Annotated in this window: 14 protein-coding genes; 11 read left to right on the top strand and 3 right to left on the bottom strand. The window is 71.6% G+C overall.

The genetic code is table 11. The features are described from left to right. Positions 1-145: 145 nt before the first annotated feature. The 5 genes from leuS to RI138_RS09040 all read left to right on the top strand — a co-directional run bounded on the left by leuS (position 146) and on the right by RI138_RS09040 (position 8,996). Positions 146-3,019, top strand: coding sequence for a leucine--tRNA ligase (gene leuS, locus RI138_RS09060; protein WP_311119490.1), 2,874 nt, complete (start codon positions 146-148; stop codon positions 3,017-3,019). A 158-nt stretch (positions 3,020-3,177) separates the two neighbouring features. Then, entirely contained in the window at positions 3,178-3,978 is an 801-nt protein-coding gene (locus RI138_RS09055) for a hypothetical protein (RefSeq protein WP_311119489.1), read from the top strand. A gap of 112 nt (positions 3,979-4,090) precedes the next feature. After that, positions 4,091-4,936 carry a DegV family protein gene (locus tag RI138_RS09050; protein WP_096623345.1) on the top strand — a complete coding sequence of 282 codons (846 nt, stop codon included), beginning with the start codon at positions 4,091-4,093 and terminating at the stop codon, positions 4,934-4,936. A 479-nt stretch (positions 4,937-5,415) separates the two neighbouring features. Next, entirely contained in the window at positions 5,416-6,330 is a 915-nt protein-coding gene (locus tag RI138_RS09045) for a helix-hairpin-helix domain-containing protein (RefSeq protein ID WP_311119488.1), read from the top strand. A gap of 239 nt (positions 6,331-6,569) precedes the next feature. Further along, complete coding sequence (locus RI138_RS09040; RefSeq protein WP_398864226.1) at positions 6,570-8,996, top strand: ComEC/Rec2 family competence protein; 2,427 nt, start codon at positions 6,570-6,572, stop codon at positions 8,994-8,996. A gap of 137 nt (positions 8,997-9,133) precedes the next feature. Here RI138_RS09040 and RI138_RS09035 read toward each other — a convergent pair whose 3' ends face one another. Continuing rightward, positions 9,134-9,595, bottom strand: coding sequence for a pyridoxamine 5'-phosphate oxidase family protein (locus tag RI138_RS09035; protein WP_311119486.1), 462 nt, complete (start codon positions 9,593-9,595; stop codon positions 9,134-9,136). Positions 9,596-9,700: 105 nt separating this feature from the next. Between RI138_RS09035 and RI138_RS09030 the strand changes: the two genes are divergently transcribed. Together RI138_RS09030 and RI138_RS09025 are read left to right on the top strand one after the other, a co-directional pair. Beyond that, a complete protein-coding gene (locus RI138_RS09030) occupies positions 9,701-10,690 on the top strand; it encodes an arylamine N-acetyltransferase family protein (RefSeq protein WP_311119485.1) in 990 nt (329 codons plus the stop codon). A 162-nt stretch (positions 10,691-10,852) separates the two neighbouring features. Then, positions 10,853-11,746 carry a YceI family protein gene (locus RI138_RS09025; protein ID WP_311122828.1) on the top strand — a complete coding sequence of 298 codons (894 nt, stop codon included), beginning with the start codon at positions 10,853-10,855 and terminating at the stop codon, positions 11,744-11,746. 72 nt (positions 11,747-11,818) lie between these two features. Here the strand turns inward: RI138_RS09025 and RI138_RS09020 are convergent, their stop codons facing one another. After that, a complete protein-coding gene (locus RI138_RS09020) occupies positions 11,819-12,064 on the bottom strand; it encodes a hypothetical protein (protein ID WP_096623339.1) in 246 nt (81 codons plus the stop codon). Between the two features lie 76 nt (positions 12,065-12,140). On the opposite strand from RI138_RS09020, the gene holA reads away from it, so the two are divergent. Further along, the gene (holA, locus tag RI138_RS09015) at positions 12,141-13,127 is read left to right on the top strand and encodes a DNA polymerase III subunit delta (protein ID WP_096623337.1); all 987 of its coding nucleotides are present in this window, start codon (positions 12,141-12,143) and stop codon (positions 13,125-13,127) included. Positions 13,128-13,550: 423 nt separating this feature from the next. Here the strand turns inward: holA and rpsT are convergent, their stop codons facing one another. Beyond that, positions 13,551-13,817 (bottom strand): 30S ribosomal protein S20, encoded by a 267-nt coding sequence (gene rpsT / locus RI138_RS09010; protein ID WP_003969243.1) that lies wholly within the window; start codon positions 13,815-13,817, stop codon positions 13,551-13,553. Positions 13,818-14,032: 215 nt separating this feature from the next. On the opposite strand from rpsT, the gene lepA reads away from it, so the two are divergent. The 3 genes from lepA (at position 14,033) to RI138_RS08995 (ending at position 20,614) form a co-directional block, all read left to right on the top strand. After that, entirely contained in the window at positions 14,033-15,907 is a 1,875-nt protein-coding gene (gene lepA / locus RI138_RS09005; RefSeq protein WP_311119484.1) for a translation elongation factor 4, read from the top strand. Positions 15,908-16,224: 317 nt separating this feature from the next. Further along, positions 16,225-18,114, top strand: coding sequence for an AMP-dependent synthetase/ligase (locus RI138_RS09000; protein ID WP_311119483.1), 1,890 nt, complete (start codon positions 16,225-16,227; stop codon positions 18,112-18,114). Positions 18,115-18,541: 427 nt separating this feature from the next. Continuing rightward, positions 18,542-20,614 (top strand): SpoIIE family protein phosphatase, encoded by a 2,073-nt coding sequence (locus RI138_RS08995; RefSeq protein WP_311119482.1) that lies wholly within the window; start codon positions 18,542-18,544, stop codon positions 20,612-20,614. The last annotated feature ends 49 nt before the right edge of the window (positions 20,615-20,663 follow it).

Raw genomic sequence — 20,663 nt, 5'->3', positions numbered from 1 at the left:
CGTGCCGTACGCCTTCTGCTTAGCGAGCCGCGCTGAACAGTTCCGACCGGTGAGAACGCCTGGTCGGAGTCAGCGCGGCGTCCCCTCCTGTGCGAGGGGTTTTTTCGTTTCCCGGCAGATGACGATCGATGGAGCTTTGAGGATCATGAGCGAGACGAATTCCGCTGCCGAGACGGCTGCGCCGCACCGCTACACGGCGGCGATGGCCGCCGACATCGAGGCACGCTGGCAGGACTTCTGGGACGCCGAGGGGACGTACGAGGCGCCGAACCCCACCGGTGACCTGGCGGGCGACCCGGAGCTGGCCGCCAGGCCGAAGAAGTTCATCATGGACATGTTCCCGTACCCCTCGGGGGCCGGGCTGCACGTCGGGCACCCCCTGGGCTACATCGCCACCGATGTCTACGCCCGCCACCAGCGGATGACCGGCCACAACGTGCTGCACACCCTGGGCTTCGACGCCTTCGGCCTGCCCGCCGAGCAGTACGCGGTCCAGACGGGCACGCACCCCCGGGTCTCCACCGAGGCCAACATGGAGAACATGAAGGTCCAGCTGCGCCGTCTGGGGCTGGGACACGACAACCGCCGCTCCTTCGCGACGATCGAGTCCGAGTACTACAAGTGGACGCAGTGGATCTTCCTGCAGATCTTCAATTCCTGGTACGACACCGAGGCCGACCGGGCCCGCCCGATCGCCGAGCTGGTCGAGCAGTTCGAGAACGGCACCCGCGCGACCCCCGACGGTCGTGAGTGGAGCGAGCTGACCGCCGCCGAGCGCGCGGACCTGCTGGGCCAGTACCGCCTGGCGTACGCCTCCGACGCGCCCGTCAACTGGTCGCCCGGTCTGGGCACCGTGCTGGCCAACGAGGAGGTCACCGCCGACGGTCGCTCCGAGCGCGGCAACTTCCCCGTCTTCAAGGCCAAGCTGCGCCAGTGGAACATGCGCATCACCGCCTACGCCGACCGGCTGCTGAACGACCTGGACGGGCTGGACTGGCCCGAGGCCATCAAGTTGCAGCAGCGCAACTGGATCGGGCGCTCCGAGGGTGCCCGGGTCGAGTTCCCGGTCGACACCGCGGGCGGCATCACCGTCTTCACCACCCGTCAGGACACCCTGTTCGGCGCCACGTACATGGTGCTGGCCCCCGAGCACGACATGGTCGAGCGGATCATTCCGGCCGCCTGGCCCGAGGGCACCCACCCGGTGTGGACCGGCGGACACGCGAGCCCGGCCGAGGCCGTCACCGCGTACCGCAAGCAGGCCGCCGCCAAGTCCGACGTCGAGCGGCAGGCCGAGGCCAAGGACAAGACCGGTGTCTTCACCGGCGCGTACGCCACCAACCCGGTCAGCGGCGAGAAGGTCCCCGTCTTCATCGCGGACTACGTCCTGATGGGCTACGGCACCGGCGCGATCATGGCCGTACCGGCGCACGACGCGCGCGACTTCGCCTTCGCGCGCGCCTTCGAGCTGCCGATGCGCTGTGTCGTCCAGCCGTCCGACGACCGCGGAACCGACCCCTCCACGTGGGACGACGCCTTCAGTTCGTACGACGCGAAGCTGGTCAACTCCGCGAACGACGAGATCTCGCTGGACGGCCTGGGCGTCGTCGAGGCCAAGGCGACGATCACCGAGTGGCTGAAGGAGCACGGTGTCGGCGAGGGCACCGTCAACTTCCGGCTGCGCGACTGGCTGTTCAGCCGCCAGCGCTACTGGGGCGAGCCCTTCCCGATCGTCTACGACGAGGACGGCATCGCCCACCCGCTGCCCGAGTCGATGCTGCCGCTGGAGCTGCCGGAGGTCGAGGACTACTCGCCGCGCACCTTCGACCCGGAGGACGCGAGCGCGCAGCCCGAGACCCCGCTGTCACGCAACGCCGACTGGGTCAACGTCACGCTGGACCTGGGCGACGGGGCCGGTCCGCGAAAGTACCGCCGCGAGACCAACACCATGCCCAACTGGGCCGGTTCCTGCTGGTACGAGCTGCGCTACCTGGACCCGAACAACGACCGGCAGCTGGTCGACCCGGAGATCGAGCAGTACTGGATGGGCCCGCGCGAGGGCCAGCCCACCGGCGGTGTCGACCTGTACGTCGGCGGCGCCGAGCACGCCGTGCTGCACCTGCTGTACGCGCGCTTCTGGTCCAAGGTGCTGCACGACCTGGGCCACATCTCGTCGGCCGAGCCGTTCCACAAGCTGTACAACCAGGGCATGATCCAGGCTTTCGTCTACCGCGACAGCCGGGGCATCGCCGTCCCGGCCGCCGAGGTGGAGGAGCGCGACGGCGGCTTCTACTACGAGGGCGAGAAGGTCAGCCGCGTCCTGGGCAAGATGGGCAAGTCCCTGAAGAACGCGGTCACGCCGGACGAGATCTGCGCCGAGTACGGTGCGGACACCCTGCGCCTGTACGAGATGGCGATGGGCCCCCTGGACGTGTCGCGTCCCTGGGACACGCGGGCCGTCGTCGGTCAGTACCGGCTGTTGCAGCGGCTGTGGCGCAATGTGGTCGACGAGGAGACCGGCGAGGTCACCGTCGTCGACACGGAGCCCGGCGAGGACACTCTGCGGGCCCTGCACAAGGCCATCGACGGGGTCGGCCAGGACCTGGCCGGCATGCGGTTCAACACCGCCATCGCCAAGATCACCGAACTGAACAACCACCTGACGAAGGCCGGCGGCCCGCTGTCGCGCTCGGTCGCCGAGCGGCTGGTCCTGCTGATCGCCCCGCTGGCCCCGCATGTGGCCGAGGAGCTGTGGCGCCGGCTGGGCCACACCGAGTCGGTCGTCCACCAGGACTTCCCCGTGGCGGACCCGGCGTACGTCGTGGACGAGACGGTCACCTGCGTCGTCCAGATCAAGGGCAAGGTCCGGGCCCGTCTGGAGATCTCCCCGTCTGTCACGGACGAGGAGCTGGAGGCGCTGGCCCTGGCTGACGACGCGGTCGTGGCGGCGCTGGGCGGGGCGGGCATCCGCAAGGTGATCGTGCGTGCCCCGAAGCTGGTGAACATCGTCCCCGCGTGACGGTTCTTGCGGGTGGCGTGATGGCCTTTGCGGATGGTTAGGGCCATCCCCTACGGGCAGGTTGGGGGTTCCGAAGGAACCCTCGGCCTGCCCGTTCCGTTTACGGTGGAGGGGGCGACCGGTATCGGCGGGCCGCATCGAGAAACCGAGGGGCATTCATGGAAGCCGCGATCACGATCCTGGCGCTGCTCTTCGTCGCGTTCATCGCGCTGGGCGTCTACGTGACCGTGAAGGTCGTCGGCGCGGCCAAGCGGGGCGTGGACCGCACGATCACGCAGGCCCGCCGCACCGTGGAGGACACCACGCTCCGGGCCAAGAGCTTCGGCCAGCCCGGTGTCGTCGGCGAGCTCGCACAGCTCCGGCTCGCCCTGCGGACGTCGATGCGCGCCACCCAGGACGCCCTGCACGCCGGTGTGGCGGAGGACGCCTCGCTCTCGGAGTCGGTGGCGCTCTTCCGGCGGCTGAGCGCGCACGGCCTTGAGCTGGACGACGAGCTGAAGCGGCTGGAGCGCGAGCCGGACCGGTCGACGGTCGCGGCCCTGCTGCCCCAGCTGAAGGAGCGGACCCAGCGGATCACGCACTCGGCGGAGTCGCTGCGCTGGGCGGCGCGGGACCGGGCGCGGCAGTTCGCCGACGACGACCTGGACGCGCTGAACGCACAGATCGACGTCGAGGCCGGTGCGCTGCGGCACTGGACCGTCGAGGAGCCGTCGCGTGCACCGGGTGCCGGGGCGTCCGCGACCCCGGGCCACGGCCCCGGGACGTCCACGACCCCCGGCCACGGCCCCGGAACGGACTGGCCCGAACCGGCCGCCTCGGCCGGAAGCAGCAGCACGGCCGACGAGGCCTGGGCCGGTCAGGCCGGCGAAGAGGCCCCGCAGGCGATCACCGCACCGGACCCGCGGAAGCGCACGAGCTACCCGTGGGAGAAGTCCGCCCGGCCGGAAACGACGAACTGACGTACGCGATCCGGGAAGCGCTCCGACCGCATACGTTCCGAAGTGACCATGAATGATCAGAGGCCCGGGGCCGGGCTGCCGCACTCCCGGTACGCCAGGTAACCTCCGGCACATGTCCCGCCATGTCGCTGTCGTCACCGATTCCACGGCCTATCTGCCGCGCCCGACGATGGAACGGCACGGCATCACCGCGGTGCCGCTGACCGTCGTCCTGGGCGATCAGGCGCTGGAGGAGGGCACGGAGATCTCGGCCCGTTCACTCGCCCTGGCGCTGCAGAAACGCCACTCCGTGACCACGTCCCGCCCGAGCCCCGAGGTCTTCGCGGCGGCCTACCGGGCGGCGGCAGTTGGCGGGGCCGACGCCGTGGTGTCGCTGCACCTTTCGGCGGAGTTCTCAGGCACGTACGACGCGGCGCTGCTCGCGGCGAAGGACGCCCCCATCCCGGTACGGGTGGTGGACACCGGCATGGTAGCCATGGCCCTCGGATTCTGCGCCCTCGCGGCGGCGGAGGCGGCGGAGGCGGGGGGCGGCCTGGACGAGGTGGCGGCGGCCGCGGAGAAGCGGGCGGCCGGGACGTCCGCCTACTTCTATGTCGACACGCTGGACTATCTGCGCCGGGGCGGCCGTATCGGCACGGCCCAGGCCCTGCTGGGGTCCGCCCTGGCGGTGAAGCCGATCCTGGAGCTCGACGGAGGCCGGATCGAGCTGCTGGAGAAGGTAAGGACGGCGTCCAAGGCGATTGCCCGCCTGGAGGAGATCGTGGCCGAGCGTGCGGGCGAAGCGGCGGTGGACATCGCCGTCCACCACCTCGCTGCTCCGGACCGCGCCGACCGCCTGGCGGAGCGGCTGCGCGAACGTGTCCCCGGTCTGGTCGACCTGCACGTCAGCGAGGTCGGCGCGGTGATCGGTGCGCACACGGGGCCGGGGCTGCTGGGTGCGGTGATCTCGGTGCGGTGATCGAGGTTCGTGGCGCGTGGCTCGTGGCTCGTGGCTCGTGGTTCCGTGATTGTGGTTCCGTCATTCTTCGGGGCGGGGCTGTTTTTCACCCCGAGGAGTGGTCGAGTTATCCACAACTGGCGGTCTTTCCACAGGAATCGGGGCTGCTCAGCAGGTTCGGACGGATGTGCCTAACGTCGTGAGGCATGGCCCTTCGAACTCCTCGGGTGTCCGCTCCCGATGCCTTTTCCGTCCAGTCGTCCATCCATTCGTCAGCTCAGCTGAACGATCTTCTGCCTGATCCTGATCCTGATCCTGTGCCGGGGCGGCCGCCCGGGTGGCCGCGGCACGGTTCCGGCACTCGCCCGAGCGGTCGGGCGGGCATCCGGCCCGGGTCTCGACACGCTGCCCGCCCGCGCCACCGCAGGGGTGGGCGCCACTCCGCGCGGGGGCATGCCGCCCTTGCCGCTGCGGCGGGTCGACGGCGGGCGGATGCGCTGATGGCGGGCGTCCCCGGGGCTGACGGCGGAGTGGACCCCGGGCCTGCTTCCGTCCCTGTCGTCCCTGCCTCCGTCCCCGCCTCCGTCCCCGTCGCCGCTCCCGAGCGGGATGCGGGGCGCGACGACGGCGCGAATGTCCCGGAGGTGTCCGGCGAGCCGTCGCGTGCCCGTCGTCTTGTGTCGGCGGTCCGGGAGCGGCTGCCGTTGTGGGTGCGGCTCCGGTGCGGTCTGGCCCCGCGGACGCCGCTGGTGCTGGGCCTCGTGCTGCTCGCCGCCGTGGCTCTTGGCGCGTTCCACTTCTGGTCCGCGCGGCCCCAGGCGGTGCGTGCGCCGGAGCCGGTCGCCGCGGAGGGGGACGCGACGGACCTCACGCTGCCGCAGGAGCCGTTACGGTCCGGCGGCCCCGACCCGGTGCCCCGCCCGGTTGCCGGGGAAGCGCAGGGCCCGGCCGCGGGCGGGGAGGTCGTGGTCGATGTGAGCGGCAAGGTGCACCGGCCGGGCGTTCGTCGGCTCCCGGCGGGCTCGCGGGTGGCGGACGCGCTCCGTGCGGCCGGTGGTGTGAGGGACGGCACCGATGTCACCGGGCTCAACCGGGCGCGGGTCCTGGCCGACGGTGAGCAGGTCGTCGTCGGTCTTCCGCCCGGCCTCACCGCCCCCGGCGCGACCGGCGGCGGAGGCGGATCGCAAGGGGCGGCGGGTGCGCCGGGGCTGCCCGGCCCCGCGGCACCGCTGAGCCTGAACACGGCGACCGCGGATCAGCTCGAAACCCTGCCGGGGGTCGGGCCCGTGCTGGCCCAGCGCATGATCGACTACCGCACGGAGAACGGTGGATTCCGGTCCGTCGACGAGCTTCGCCAAGTCACAGGAATCGGCGACCGCCGATTCGCCGACATCCAACCGCTAGTACGGCCATGAGTGGCCTGTGGGCCCGGCAGAGGCCCCTTGGCTGGAGTCCGGTTCCGGTTCCGGTTCCGGTTCCGGGCCCGGGTTCGAGTCCGGTTCCGGGCCCGGGTTCGAGTCCGGTTCCGGGTACGGATCGCGATGAGGGTTCCCGCACGGAGAGTGGTGCGGACACGGCTGCTGATGCGGCCGCGAGTGGCGGTGCCGTGGGGGTGCCGGGGGAGGAGGCTTCTCGGGCGGAGGGGCCCGTGGACCTGCGGCTCGTCCCGCCCGCCCTGGCGACCTGGGCGGCCGCGGCGTGGGCCCTGGGGCTGCCGGGGCGCTGGGTGGCCGTGGTGGTCGTCGCCTGTGCCGTACCGGCGCTCGCTCTGCTGGTGGTCGCCTTTCGGGCGCCTTCTCGGGAGGGGAGGGGCGTTGGGCCAGGGGCCGCTGCCGGGGCCGTTCTGCTCTGTGCGGCGGCGGGCGCGGCAGTGGCGGGGTTCCATGGGGCCGATGTGCGGCGCGGTCCCGTTCCGGGGCTGGCGCAGAAGGACGCGCGGGTCGAGGCCGAAGTGCGGGTGACCGCCGATCCGCGCCCGGCCCGTCCGGCGGTGCGGGGCAACCACAGCGCCCCGGCCCTTCTCCTGATCGACGCCGATGTCATTGAGATGGTGGCGCCCGACGGCCGGGGCTCCCGGGTACGTACGCCGGTGCTGCTCATGGTTCCGGCGGGTGACCACCGGGAGGACTGGCAGCAGGTGTTGCCGTCCACCCGGCTCCGGGTCAGCGGTCGGCTCTCGCCACCGTTGCACGAGGGTGAACGCCTCGCCGCCGTCCTGAGGGTGGACGGTGCGGGCGTGCCGCGGATCACGGGGCCGCCGACATGGATCCAGCGCGCGGCGGGGGAGCTGCGCGCCGGACTGCGGGAGGCGGCGGACGGTCTCGACACGGACGCGCGGGCGTTGCTGCCGGGGCTGGTCGTCGGTGACACCTCCAGGGTCTCGCCCGAGCTGCACGACGCCTTCAAGGCGACCGACCTGACGCACCTGCTCTCCGTTTCCGGGGCGAATCTCTCGATTCTCCTCTTCCTCCTCATCGGTCCTCCGGGGGCGGCGCTGAGCAGTGAACGGCGTGGCCTGGCACCCAGGTTGGGCATCACCTTGCGGGGGACCGCAGTGATCGGCGGTGCGCTGACGCTGATGTTCATCGTGGTGTGCCGCCCGGAGCCGAGCGTGCTGCGCGCGGCCACGTGCGGCCTCATCACCCTTCTCGCGATCGGGACCGGGCGCCGGAGGTCCCTGATCCCCGCTCTGGCGGCGGCGGTTGTCCTTCTGGTGTTGTACGACCCGTGGCTGGCCCGGAGTTATGGGTTCCTGCTGTCGGTCCTGGCGACCGGCGCGTTGTTGACGCTCGCGCCCCGGTGGAGTGCCGCACTCCAGGCCCGGCGGGTGCCGGGCCGGCTCGCCGAGGTGCTGGCAGCCGCGGCGGCCGCGCAGGCCGTGTGCGCGCCGGTGGTGGTGGTCCTGGCCTCGCGGGTCAGCCTGGTGGCGGTTCCGTGCAACCTGCTGGCGGAGTTCGCGGTGGCGCCCGCGACGGTGCTCGGGTTCGCGGCCCTCGCGGTCGCCCCGGTCTCCATGCCGGTGGCCGAGTTGCTGGCCGAGGTCGCGGCCTGGCCGGTCGGCTGGATCGCCACGGTCGCCCGTACGGGGGCGGGCCTGCCCGGGGCCGAGGCGGAGTGGCCCGGAGGCTGGACCGGCGCGGCGCTGCTGGCCGGTCTCACGGTCCTGACAGTGCTCGTGCTACCCCGGCTTGCCCGTCGCCCCTGGCTGTGTGCGGCCGTCGGGCTGCTCCTCGTCCTGGTGGTGCTTCGACCAGTCCCTCTCACCCGGATCATGACCGGATGGCCGCCGCCGGACTGGGCGTTCGCGCTCTGCGATGTCGGGCAGGGCGATGCGATGGTGCTCGCGGCGGGGGAGGGCACGGGAGTGGTCGTCGACGCCGGGCCCGACCCCCGTGCGGTCGACAGGTGTTTGCGCGATCTCGGAGTCACCCGGGTGCCGCTCGTGGTTCTCACCCACTTCCACGCCGACCATGTGCGTGGGCTGCCCGGTGTGCTCCGGGGCAGGACGGTGGGCGCGATCCAGACGACGAGCCTCGAAGAACCGCCCGAACAGGCCGCGTTCGTGCGGCGGGCAGCGGCCGCGGCACGGGTCAAGACGGTGCGGGCTGTGGCCGGTGAGCACCGCCGGGCGGGCCCGGTCGACTGGCGGGTGCTGTGGCCGCGCGACGGACCCGGGGGAGCGGGGCGGAAGGGGGCCGGGGCAGTTGCCGTGCGCGAACCGAACGACTCCAGCGTCACCCTGCACGTACGGGCGGCAGGAGGGCTGACCCTGTTGCTCCTGGGGGACCTGGAGCCCCCGGCCCAGCGGGAATTGCTGCGCAGCCGGGCGGTACCGGGCCGAGTGGATGTCCTCAAGGTGGCCCACCACGGTTCGGCGTTCCAGGACGCGGGGCTGTTGCACAGAGCACGGCCGAGACTGGCGCTCATCTCCTGCGGGGCGGACAACCCGTACGGCCACCCCGCGCCCCGTACGGTCGATGCGCTCAGGGTCGCCGGGGCCCGGGTCCTGCGCACCGACACCGACGGCCCGATCGCGGTGACGGGCGCCGGGAAGGAGCTGCGGGCGGTGGGCCGGTCATGACACCGCCGGAGTCTGTCCCGCCGTCCGCCTGCCGCCCACCCGCTGTTCGCCCGCCGCCCGCCGTTCGTCGGCCGTCCGCCCGCCGCTCCGCTCGCGCGTTGTGCCCCCGCGCCGCCTGCGGGGCCGGACCGTGCGGGTCAGACCAGCCACTTCCCGGCGAGCATGAGGTCGCGGTCGGCGAGTTCGTTCACCTCGCGCCAGGCGCGCACGGTCTGGGGGGTGATGCGCAGGAACACCCAGGGGGAGCGGGGGCGCGGGTCCCACCGGAGCTTCGTGGCGAAGGCGTCGCCCACGGCTGTGGGGAGGTCTGCCCCCTCCACGATCTCCGCCTCGCCTTCGATGAGCACCACGTCGCGGGTGGGGCCGAGGGTCACCCTGACCGGGCCGCCGGGGGTCACGTTGACGGCGGTCGGGTTGGTCCGTCGTGTCGACATCACCAGCGTGCCGGTGGCGTCGTCCCAGAGGAACGACAACGGCACCAGCGTGGGGACGCCGTCCGAGGACGCCGTAGCCACCCACGCGTCCTCGTCCTGCCGGAGGTGGTCGAAGACGTCCTGTTTGCGCTGTTCCCGGGTGCGTGCGGGATCGTGGTCGGTCATGGCCGACACGCTAGACAGCGATCACCGTGCGGCGCCTCGGGCGGGGGGGCCTAGGACCGGAGCACCAGGCGAGCGCGCGAGTTCTGGACGGACCAGACTGGGACCATGACCTTGCCACAGCCACACCCGGCCTCCGATGCCTCGACCACCTCAGCTGCCTCTGATGCCTCGATCACCTCAGGCGCCTCAGCTGCGTCGACCACCTCAGCCGCTTCCGATGCCTCGACTGCCTCGGCAGCCTCGCTCGCGTCGACCAGGGGCCCCGACCGCTCCGGGGCCGACGGTGTCACGGACGGCACGGTCCGCGCCTATCTCGACCGGATCGGCGCGGACCGGCCGGCGCGGGCCGACATCGAGGCGCTGCGCGAGCTCCAGCGCAGGCACCTGCTGTCCGTGCCCTTCGAGAATCTGTCGATTCACCTCGGTGAGGACATCGTGCTGGAGGAACAGGCGCTTCTGGACAAGGTGATCGGTGGGAGGGGCGGCTTCTGCTACGAACTGAACGGCGCGTTCGGCGCGTTGCTGCGGGCGCTCGGCTTCCGGGTGAGCCTGCTCCAGGCCCGCGTCTTCGGTGACGGCGGCCGCCTGGGCATCCCGTACGACCACATGGCGCTGCGGGTGGAGACCGAGGACGGTACGGGGCCCTGGCTGGCGGACGTCGGGTTCGGCGACCACGCGCTGAGGCCGCTGGCGCTGGCGGACTTGACGGAACAGGAGGACCCCCGGGGTGTGTTCCGGTTCCGGGCGGCGCCGGAGGGGGACCTGGATCTGCTGCGCGGCGGCTCGCGGCAGTTCCGGCTGGACCTGCGGCCGCGGACGCTGACGGAGTTCCGGGGCGGGGCCTGGTACCACCGCACCTCGCCGGACTCCCACTTCACCCGCTCCCTGGTGTGCTCACGGTGCACGGATACCGGGCGGGTGACCTTGAGCCGACGGGCCCTGATCACCACGGTCGGCGGCGAGCGGCACCGTACGGAGCTGGCCACGGACGAGGAGGTGCTGGCCGCCTACCGGGACCACTTCGGGCTGCGGCTCTCCCGGGTTCCCGAGGTCCGGGGACGCTTCCTGGGGGACGGAAATTCGGACCTTAGGTAACACCTGCGTACAGCTCGGCACAAGACCTTACGATGCACTCCGTTTGCCTCGAACGCCGCAACAGTGATCGAATGCATGCTCGTCGGCGGGCCGCTGCTCCGACAACGACGTCCATCTGTCAGGGGCCCTGAAGTGCGAAGCGCCCCTGGGGGTACGGAGAAGATGTTCGGCCGTTGGCTGGGAAGCAAGGGAAGCCGGAGCCAGGCAGGCGCGGGGCGCGGTGGGGCGCTCGCGGGAGTCCGGGTGCACCGTTCCGCGGGCGTTCTCAGTTGCCGGGTGCTGGACCCGGTCAACGAACCTGTCCAGCAGGCCGAGTTCGTCGTCACGGACGGGGCGGGGCGCAAGGTGGTGGGTGGCGAGACGGACCCCTTCGGCAGCGTGCTGGCCACGGTCCCGGCGGGCGAGTACCGGCTCGCGGTCACGGCCGAGGGCTTCACCCCGTTCCACGGAGCGGCGACGGTCGGCCAAGGGGCGCACGCCACCCTGGGAGATGTGACCCTTCAAGTGGCCCAGCCTCAGCAGCTGCCCGCTCCCGGCGAATGGGACATCGACCCGAACCACTCGCAGATCGGCTTCACCGCCCGGCACATCGGCCTGGCGCGCATCCACGGCCGGTTCAACACCTTCGCCGGTGCGGTCCGGATCGCCGACCGCATGGAGGACTCCGCCATGCACGTGATCATCGACGCGGCGTCGATCGACACCAATGTGCAGATGCGCGACGACCACCTGCGCTCCGGCGACTTCCTCGACGTCGGCCGCTACCCGACGCTGGAGTTCTACAGCGAGCGCTTCGTCCACCGCGGCGGCAACCGCTGGGGGGTGACCGGGGCGCTGACCCTGCACGGGGTCAGCCGCACGGTGACGCTGGACACGAGGTACCTCGGTCTCGGCAACGGTTTGGAGGGTGATCCGCGCGCCGCCTGCCGGGCCACCACCGAACTGCACCGCGAGGACTTCACGCTCACCTGGCAGACGATGCTGGCGCGCGGGATCGCCGCGGTGGGCTCCAGCATCGCCATCGACCTGGACATCCAGACCGTTCCCCGGGGGTGAGGGGCCGGGGTGCGGGCAGGGGGTGAGGGCCGGGCCCTGCGGAGTCCCGGGGAGGTCTTACGGGGGCTCCGGTTACGGGGCCTCCAGCCACCCCTCGTACTCCGCGACGAACGCGTCCAGCGCGGCCGGGTCCAGGCGCCCGGCCGCGTCCTCCACGACCACCAGCCACTGGGCGTCCTCGGCGTCGTCCTCACCGGCCAGGGCATCCCGTACGAGCTGAGGCTCCTCGGTGACCCCGAAGCGGTCGGCCAGCTCCCCGGCCACCTCCTCCGCGGCGTCGCGGTCGGGCAGCACCAGTACGTGTCTCACATCGCTCACCCGCCCATTCTCGGACACGGGCCCCCGGGCGACGGGGCGCCCCGGCTGTCAGTGGGCCGTGGGATGCTGGATCGCGATGGCCACCAGGAAGAATTCCACCGACGATCCGCTCGCCCCCGTCACGCTCGCTGTGGGCCAGGAGGACCTCCTCCTGGACCGTGCCGTGCAGCAGGTGGTGGCGGCCGCGCGCGCTGCCGATGCCGATACGGACGTACGGGATCTGGCGTCCGACCAGTTGCAGCCCGGCACGCTCGCCGAGCTCACCAGCCCCTCGCTCTTCGCCGAGCGCAAGGTCGTGATCGTGCGCAATGCGCAGGACCTCGCGGCGGACACGGTCAAGGACGTCAAGGCGTATCTCGGTGCGCCGGTCGAGGAGATCACGCTCGTCCTGCTGCACGCGGGCGGGGCCAAGGGCAAGGGGCTCCTGGACGCGGCGCGCAAGGCGGGTGCCCGGGAGGTCGCCTGCCCGAAGACCACGAAGCCCGCCGAGCGGCTCTCGTTCGTACGGTCGGAGTTCCGGACCCATGGGCGGTCCGCGACACCGGAGGCCTGTCAGGCGCTGGTCGACTCCATCGGCAGCGACCTGCGGGAGCTGGCCAGTGCGGTGTCCCAGCTGATCGCGGATGTCGAGGGCACGATCGACGAGGCGGTCGTCGGGCGTTACTACACGGGGCGGGCGGAGGCGTCGTCGTTCACCGTCGCCGACCGGGCGGTCGAGGGACGGGCGGCGGAGGCGCTGGAAGCACTGCGGTGGTCGTTGTCGACCGGGGTCGCGCCCGTGCTGATCACCAGTGCGCTGGCACAGGGGGTGCGGGCGATCGGGAAGCTGTCCTCGGCGCGGGGCGGGCGGCCGGCCGACCTCGCGCGGGAGCTGGGGATGCCTCCGTGGAAGATCGACCGGGTGCGGCAGCAGATGCGGGGGTGGACGCCGGACGGGGTCGCGGTGGCCCTGCGGGCCGTGGCGGCGGCGGATGCGGGAGTGAAGGGTGGAGGGGACGATCCCGAGTACGCCCTGGAGAAGGCCGTCGTCGTGGTCGCCCGCGCGGCGAGGTCGGGGCGGTAGCCCTCTCGGGGCGCGGTGGGCGGTTCGCCATAGGGTTCGCCGTTGCGTGCGGGCTCTCGTGTGAGCGCCGGTTCCGTCCTCAAGCGCCGGACGGGCTGGGCATGCCCCGAGTGGGCTGGGTGTCCCGGGGCGGGCTGGGTGTCCCCGCGTCGTCCGGAGGCCCCCCGGACGGCCTGGATATCCCCCCGGGGTTGCCCCGGAGGTATATCCCGGGGCAACCCCGGGGCCCGATATGCACATGCCGAAGCCCCGGTCCTTGATCTGGGGAGATCGAAGACCGGGGCTTCGGGTCACACTCTTGGTGCGCCGCACCCGCGTGGCGAACGCAGGTTCGGTGTGCGGCGCGGGGTGCCGGTCAGGGACGGGAGAGAGGGCCCGTCGAGTCCGTTCCGGCGGTCACATCAGTGAGCTTCGGGATGAAGCTCAGGCCTGCAGGGAGGCAACCTTGGACGCCAGCGCCGACTTCTTGTTGGCGGCGGCGTTCTTGTGGATGACACCCTTCGAGACAGCCTTGTCGAGCTGACGGGAGGCGTCGCGGACGGCCGTGGTGGCCTTCTCGACGTCACCCGCGACGACGGCCTCGCGGGCCTTGCGGATCGCGGTCTTGAGCGACGACTTGACGGCCTTGTTGCGCAGGCGCGCCTTCTCGTTGGTCTTGTTCCGCTTGATCTGGGACTTGATGTTCGCCACGAAAGAGCCTTTTCAGGTTCGTTGGATCTTCTATGTGCGCCACGCCGCTGATGAGAGCCACGAGGCACAGCTGTCCACGGTAGCAGTCGCCCTCGGACCGGCCCAAACCGGTCGCTGTCCCGCAGGCGTGGGACGATGGAGCCTACGTATCGATCCGACCGACCCGACATCGACCCGAGACACGGCGTTCGGCGTCTCAAGAATCAGGACCCTGCGTGCCCGCGACTCCTTCCAACGTGCCAGAGCCGAGCCGTACCGACCCGGCGCTGATCCGCAATTTCTGCATCATCGCGCACATCGACCACGGCAAGTCGACCCTCGCCGACCGGATGCTTCAGCTGACCGGAGTGGTCGACCAGCGGCAGATGCGTGCTCAGTACCTCGACCGGATGGACATCGAGCGCGAGCGCGGCATCACCATCAAGTCCCAGGCGGTCCGGCTGCCCTGGGCGCCCACCGAGGGCGAGGACCAGAGCCGGACCCATGTCCTCAACATGATCGACACCCCGGGCCACGTGGACTTCACCTACGAGGTCTCCCGTTCGCTCGCGGCCTGCGAGGGCACGGTCCTGCTGGTCGACGCCGCTCAGGGCATCGAGGCCCAGACACTGGCCAACCTCTACCTGGCGATGGAGAACGACCTCACCATCGTCCCGGTGCTCAACAAGATCGACCTGCCGGCCGCACAGCCGGAGAAGTTCTCCGAGGAGCTGGCCAACCTCATCGGCTGCCAGCCCGAGGACGTGCTCAAGGTCTCCGCCAAGACCGGCGTGGGCGTGGACGCGCTGCTCGACCGGGTCGTGCGGGATGTTCCGGCCCCGGTCGGGGTCGCGGACGCCGCCGCCCGCGCGATGATCTTCGACTCGGTCTACGACCCGTATCGCGGTGTCGTCACCTACGTCCGTGTCGTCGACGGTCAGCTCAACAAGCGCGAGCGCATCAGGATGATGTCGACCGGCGCCACCCACGAGCTGCTGGAGATCGGCGTCTCCTCCCCGGAGATGACCCCGGCCGACGGCATCGGCGTGGGCGAGGTCGGCTACATCATCACCGGTGTGAAGGACGTACGGCAGTCCAAGGTCGGTGACACGATCACCTCGCTGAGCAACGGGGCGACCGAGGCGCTGGGCGGTTACAAGGACCCGAAGCCGATGGTCTTCTCGGGGCTGTATCCGCTGGACGGCTCGGACTACCCCGACCTGCGCGAGGCGCTCGACAAGCTCCAGCTCAACGACGCCGCCCTGGTCTACGAGCCGGAGACCTCCGCCGCGCTCGGCTTCGGCTTCCGCGTCGGCTTTCTCGGCCTGCTCCACCTGGACGTGGTCCGCGAGCGGCTGGAGCGCGAGTTCGGCCTCGACCTGATCGCCACCGCGCCCAACGTGGTCTACCGGGTCGAGATGGAGGACGGCACCGAGCACATCGTCACCAACCCGAGCGAGTTCCCCGAGGGGAAGATCGACAAGGTGCACGAGCCGGTCGTGCGCGCCACGGTGCTGGCCCCCAGCGAGTTCATCGGCGCGATCATGGAGCTGTGCCAGAGCCGGCGCGGCACCCTGCTCGGCATGGACTACCTCTCCGAGGACCGGGTCGAGATCCGCTACACCCTGCCGCTCGCCGAGATCGTCTTCGACTTCTTCGACCAGCTGAAGTCCAAGACGCGGGGTTACGCCTCCCTCGACTACGAGCCCACCGGCGAGCAGTCGGCCCACCTCGTCAAGGTCGACATCCTGCTGCACGGCGACAAGGTGGACGCGTTCTCCGCGGTCACCCACAAGGACAAGGCGTACGCGTACGGTGTCCGGCTCGTCGCCAAGCTCCAGAAGCTCATCCCGCGGCAGAACTTCGAGGTGCCGATCCAGGCGGCCATCGGCTCCCGGGTCATCGCCCGTGAGACCGTCCGCGCCATCCGCAAGGACGTCCTCGCCAAGTGCTACGGCGGTGACATCTCCCGTAAGCGGAAGCTGCTGGAGAAGCAGAAGGAGGGCAAGAAGCGGATGAAGATGGTCGGCAACGTGGAGGTGCCGCAGGATGCCTTCATCTCCGTCCTGTCCACCGACGAGTCCGCCGGGGAGAGCAAGGGCAAGAAGTAGCCCGGGAGAGCAAGGCACGAAGAAGCCGGGAGAGCAAGGGCGGGAAGCAGCCGGGGACAAGGCAGGAATGCGGCCCCGCGTCGAAGCCCGAGGGTCCTCATCACCGCAGTACCGTGCGGTGGTGAGGGCCCTTTCGTTATGAAAGCGGCGGCCCGTTGCCTCTTACGTGGTGGACGAGTGCGCTCTACTCTGATCACGACTCGATGGTTACTGGCCAGTTAAACAAGCCGAACAAGCAGGTTGCGCAGCACAGGAACATCAGCAGTCGCCGTATCAAAGAAGCCGGTCGTAGCAATGCCGCAGGCCCGGAGGACGTCGTGAGCGACACACAGACTTTGATCGATAACCGGCCGCCCTCCGTGGCGGCCCTCTTCATCGACCGCGTGGCGGCCACCCCCGACGGGGAGGCGTACCGCTATCCGGTGCCGTCCGCTTCGGGCGAGGGTCCCGACGACTGGAAGTCGTTGACCTGGGGACAGGCCGCCGAGCGGGTCTACGCCATCGCCGCCGGTCTGATCACGCTCGGCGTACGGTCGGAGGAGCGGGTCGCCCTCTCCTCCGCCACCCGGGTGGAGTGGATCCTCATCGACCTCGGGGTGATGTGCGCGGGCGCCGCGACCACCACGATCTACCCGTCCACGAACGCGGAGGAGTCCGCGTTCATCCTGGCCGACTCCGAGAGCCGGGTGCTCATCGCGGAGGACGCCGAGCAGCTGGCCAAGGCCCGGGAGACCCGCGCCGACCTGCCGAACCTCGCCCATGTCGTGGTCATCGACCCGGCCGGGGTCGAGCCGGCCGAGGGCGACCCCGAGGGCTGGATCATCACGCTCGCCGACCTGGAGGCCCGGGGCGCCGAGCTTCTCGCCAAGACGCCGGACGCGGTCACCGAGCGGGTCGCCGCCATCACGTCCGACCAGCTGGCCACCCTCATCTACACCTCGGGCACCACCGGTCGCCCCAAGGGCGTACGGCTGCCGCACGACAACTGGTCGTACATGGCCAAGGCCACCGTGGCGACCGGGCTGATCACCGCGGGGGACGTGCAGTACCTCTGGCTGCCGCTCGCCCACGTCTTCGGCAAGGTCCTCACCTCCGGGCAGATCGAGGTCGGCCACGTCACCGCCGTCGACGGCCGCATCGACAAGATCATCGAGAATCTGCCGGTCGTCCAGCCGACCTACATGGCCGCCGTGCCCCGGATCTTCGAGAAGGTCTACAACGGGGTCGCCTCCAAGGCCCGTGCGGGCGGCGCCGCCAAGTACAAGATCTTCCAGTGGGCGGCCGGGGTCGCCCGCGAGTACGCCAAGGTCTCCCAGGACAACTTCCGCCGCACCGGCAAGGCGTCCGTCCCCTTCGCGCTCGGTGCCAAGCACAAGGTCGCCGACGCGCTCGTCTACTCCAAGATCCGCGAGGCCTTCGGCGGCCGGCTGCGCGCCTGCGTCTCCGGCTCCGCCGCCCTCGCCCCGGACATCGGCTACTTCTTCGCGGGCGCCGGGGTCCACATCCTGGAGGGCTACGGCCTCACCGAGACCAGCGCCGCCTCCTTCGTCAACCCGGGCGAGGCCTACCGCACCGGCACCGTCGGCAAGCCGCTCCCCGGCACCGAGGTGCGCATCGCGGACGACGGCGAGATCCTGCTGCGCGGCCCCGGCGTCATGGAGGGCTACCACAAGCTGCCCGACAAGACCGACGAGGTCCTGGAGTCGGACGGCTGGATCCACACCGGGGACATCGGCGAGCTCTCGGCCGACGGCTACCTGCGCATCACCGACCGCAAGAAGGACCTGATCAAGACGTCGGGCGGCAAGTACGTCGCCCCGGCGGAGGTCGAGGGCCAGTTCAAGGCGGTCTGCCCGTTCGTCTCCAACATCCTGGTGCACGGCGCGGACCGGAACTTCTGCACCGCGCTCATCGCCCTCGACGGCCCCACCATCCTCGGCTGGGCCGCCGAGAACGGCCTGGAGGGCAAGTCGTACGCGGAGGTCGTCGCCGCCCCGAAGACCGTCGAGCTCATCGACGGCTACGTCAAGCGTCTCAACGAGGGCCTTCAGCGCTGGCAGACCATCAAGAAGTTCCGCCTCCTGCCGCGTGACCTGGACGTCGAGCACGGCGAGCTGACCCCCAGCCTCAAGCTGAAGCGGCCGGTCGTCGAGCGGGAGTACCAGGGGCTCATCGACGAGATGTACGCGGGCTCGCGCGAGGCGTAGGAGCCGTCGGCTCCACCACGAACCGTCCGGGGGCTCGGCCCCGGACCGGCACGGGCGGGGAGTCCGGACCCTCACGGGCCCGGGTTCCCCGCCCGCTGCACGTGCACCGCACGGTCCCCCGAGGCGCTTCAGGCCCGGCGGGGACGGTGAGACCGGCCACGCGCGGCACCGCTCGCACGACGGTCCACGTGCGGCGACCCCGCCCGTACCGGCTTTGGCGTGCGGGCATCCTGCGCGCGCCGCGGCGAGTGCGGCCGAGGGTCGCCGAAAGCCGCGCGGCTGCTGCTCCGGTGTTCGGCCGTGCGAGCTTTCGCGAAGCCTTGCGTTCGACCCCGCTCGATTTTCCGACCACTTCGGTAACTCGGTGCTTATGGGTGCGTCCGGTCTGTCACTCTGTCGGAGTCGTCGGACCCGTAGGAGCCGCACTGTGGCACCCATCCCCTTGCAGCGGGACACCGTGCAGCGTCCCGGTACCACTCGTGCCGGGTACGCACACGGCCCGTGCCCGGTCAGCCGCACCAGCCTGCCCGGAACACCCCTCGCCCCGTCCGCCGCCCGCCGGTTCGTGCGGGCGGCGCTCGCGGAGTGGACCGGGCTCGGGGTGCCCGCTGCCGTGGGCTTCAACGACCGGCTCGCGGACGATGCCGTGACCGTCACCAATGAGCTGGTCACCAACGCCGTCGTGCACGCCGGGACCACGGTCGACCTCGTGCTGAGGTTTGAGGTCCCCGGGCCGGAGGTGGCGGGTGGCGAGGAGCCGACGGCCGCCCTCGTGCTGGAGGTCACCGACCACCACCCGGCCCGCCCGGTGAGCGGCGACGAACCGCCCGTCGAGGCCCCCGCCGCCCCGCCCGACCCCGCCGAGTACGGCCGGGGGCTCCAGCTCGTCGCCTCCCTCGCCGAGTCCTGGGGCATCACCTACCGCACCGGCCTCAAGACCGTCTGGGCCCGCCTCCCCGTCGACGACTGGAGTGGCCCGCCCGCCCGGCCCGACCAGGACGCCCTCCGGCGTGGTCTGCGCGCCGCCCGGATCCTCGCCCCCGCCGCCCGGCGCACCGAACGCGACGACGCGGTCTGGGACGGCCGGGGCGCCCCGGCCTTCCTCGCCGAGGCGTCCGACCTGCTCGCCGGGCAGCTCGACGAGGACCTGGTGGCCGCCATAGCGGGCCAGCTGCTGGTGCCCCGCCTCGCGGACTGGTGCGCGATCTGGCTGGAGGCCGAGGGCGGGGGACCGGCCGCCGAACCCCGGCTCGCCCGGGTCTGGCACAGCGACGAGACCGGCGCCGAGCCCTTGCGTACGGCCCTGGAGAGGGAACCCCTACGCCTCCCGGCCGGTATAGGCTCCGGCCCTGTATCCGTCCCCGTGCCCTGGCCCGCCCACCGCGGCGAAGACGCCCGTCACGGCGAAGGCATCCACCATGCCGGGGACGCCCGCCACACCGAGGACGCCCGTCACGGCGACGACATCCACCACGCCTGGGACGCCCACCACGCCGAGGCGGTCCGCGAGTACACCCCGCCCTCGCACCCCGGCAGCCGCGACGGCGCCGCGCTCGCCTTCCGGATCACCGCCGGCGGCCGCGCGCTCGGGACCGTCCTAGTCGGGCGTGAAGGCGTCGCCCAGGTCCCGGAGGCGGTCGCGTCACTCATCGAGGACTTCGTACGTCGCCTCGGCCTCGCCGTCGGCGCGGCCCGCGCGTACACCCGGCAGGCCACCATCAGCCGCATCCTCCAGCGCGGCCTGCTCCCCAGCAAGGTCGCCGACATCCCCGGCGTCACCAGCGCCCTCGTCTACGAACCGAGCGACGACGGAGTGGTCGGCGGCGACTTCTACGACGTCTTCCCGTGCCCCGGCGACCGCTGGTGCTTCGTCCTCGGCGACGTCCAGGGCTCAGGCCCCGAGGCCGCCGTCGTCACCGGCCTCGCCCGCCCCTGGCTGCGGCTGCTCTCCCGGGAGGGCTTCGGCGTCGGAGAGGTGCTGGACCGGCTCAACCGGCTGCTCCTCGACGACGCCATGGAGGCCGCCGAGGCAGCCGCCCTGATGGTCGCCGCCGCCGGGGGACAGCAGCTCCACGACGGCTCGCAGTCCCGGTTCCTGTCCCTGCTGTACGGGGAGGTCGTGCCGCTGGCCGGCGGCGGGGTCCGCTGCACGGTGGCCAGCGCCGGGCATCCGCTGCCCCTGCTGCTGCGGCCCGACGGCTCCGTACGCCCGGCGGCCGAGCCGCAGGTGCTGCTGGGGGTGCTGGAGGAGGTGGCGTACGAGAGCCAGACCTTCGACCTGGCGCCCGGGGACAGCCTGCTCTGCGTCACCGACGGGGTGACCGAGCGGCGGTCGGGCCCGCTGATGTTCGACGACGGGGACGGGCTGGCCCGGGTGCTCGCAGGGTGCGCCGGGCTGCCCGCCGACGCGACGGCCGAGCGCATCCGACGTGCGGTTCACGAGTTCGCCGAGCAGCCGCCGGACGACGACGTGGCCCTGCTGGTGCTGCACGCGGACTGAAGCGTGCCGGTGAAAGGCGGCCCGGTCCGGCGGACTCCCGCGGCGAGCG

Source organism: Streptomyces durocortorensis, assembly GCF_031760065.1.
Taxonomy (GTDB): Bacteria; Actinomycetota; Actinomycetes; order Streptomycetales; family Streptomycetaceae; genus Streptomyces.
The sequence above is the reverse complement of the archived record's forward strand: the minus strand, read 5'-3'. Positions and strand labels throughout refer to the sequence as shown.

Excerpts from the sequence above, each read along its gene's own strand:
- RI138_RS09045 (WP_311119488.1), top strand. The coding sequence starts at position 5,416 with ATGGCGGGCGTCCCCGGGGCTGACGGCGGAGTGGACCCCGGGCCTGCT.
- RI138_RS09050 (WP_096623345.1), top strand. The coding sequence starts at position 4,091 with ATGTCCCGCCATGTCGCTGTCGTCACCGATTCCACGGCCTATCTGCCG.
- RI138_RS09025 (WP_311122828.1), top strand. The coding sequence starts at position 10,853 with ATGTTCGGCCGTTGGCTGGGAAGCAAGGGAAGCCGGAGCCAGGCAGGC.
- RI138_RS09055 (WP_311119489.1), top strand. The coding sequence starts at position 3,178 with ATGGAAGCCGCGATCACGATCCTGGCGCTGCTCTTCGTCGCGTTCATC.
- holA (WP_096623337.1), top strand. The coding sequence starts at position 12,141 with ATGGCCACCAGGAAGAATTCCACCGACGATCCGCTCGCCCCCGTCACG.
- leuS (WP_311119490.1), top strand. The coding sequence starts at position 146 with ATGAGCGAGACGAATTCCGCTGCCGAGACGGCTGCGCCGCACCGCTAC.
- RI138_RS09035 (WP_311119486.1), bottom strand. The coding sequence starts at position 9,595 with ATGACCGACCACGATCCCGCACGCACCCGGGAACAGCGCAAACAGGAC.
- RI138_RS09030 (WP_311119485.1), top strand. The coding sequence starts at position 9,701 with ATGACCTTGCCACAGCCACACCCGGCCTCCGATGCCTCGACCACCTCA.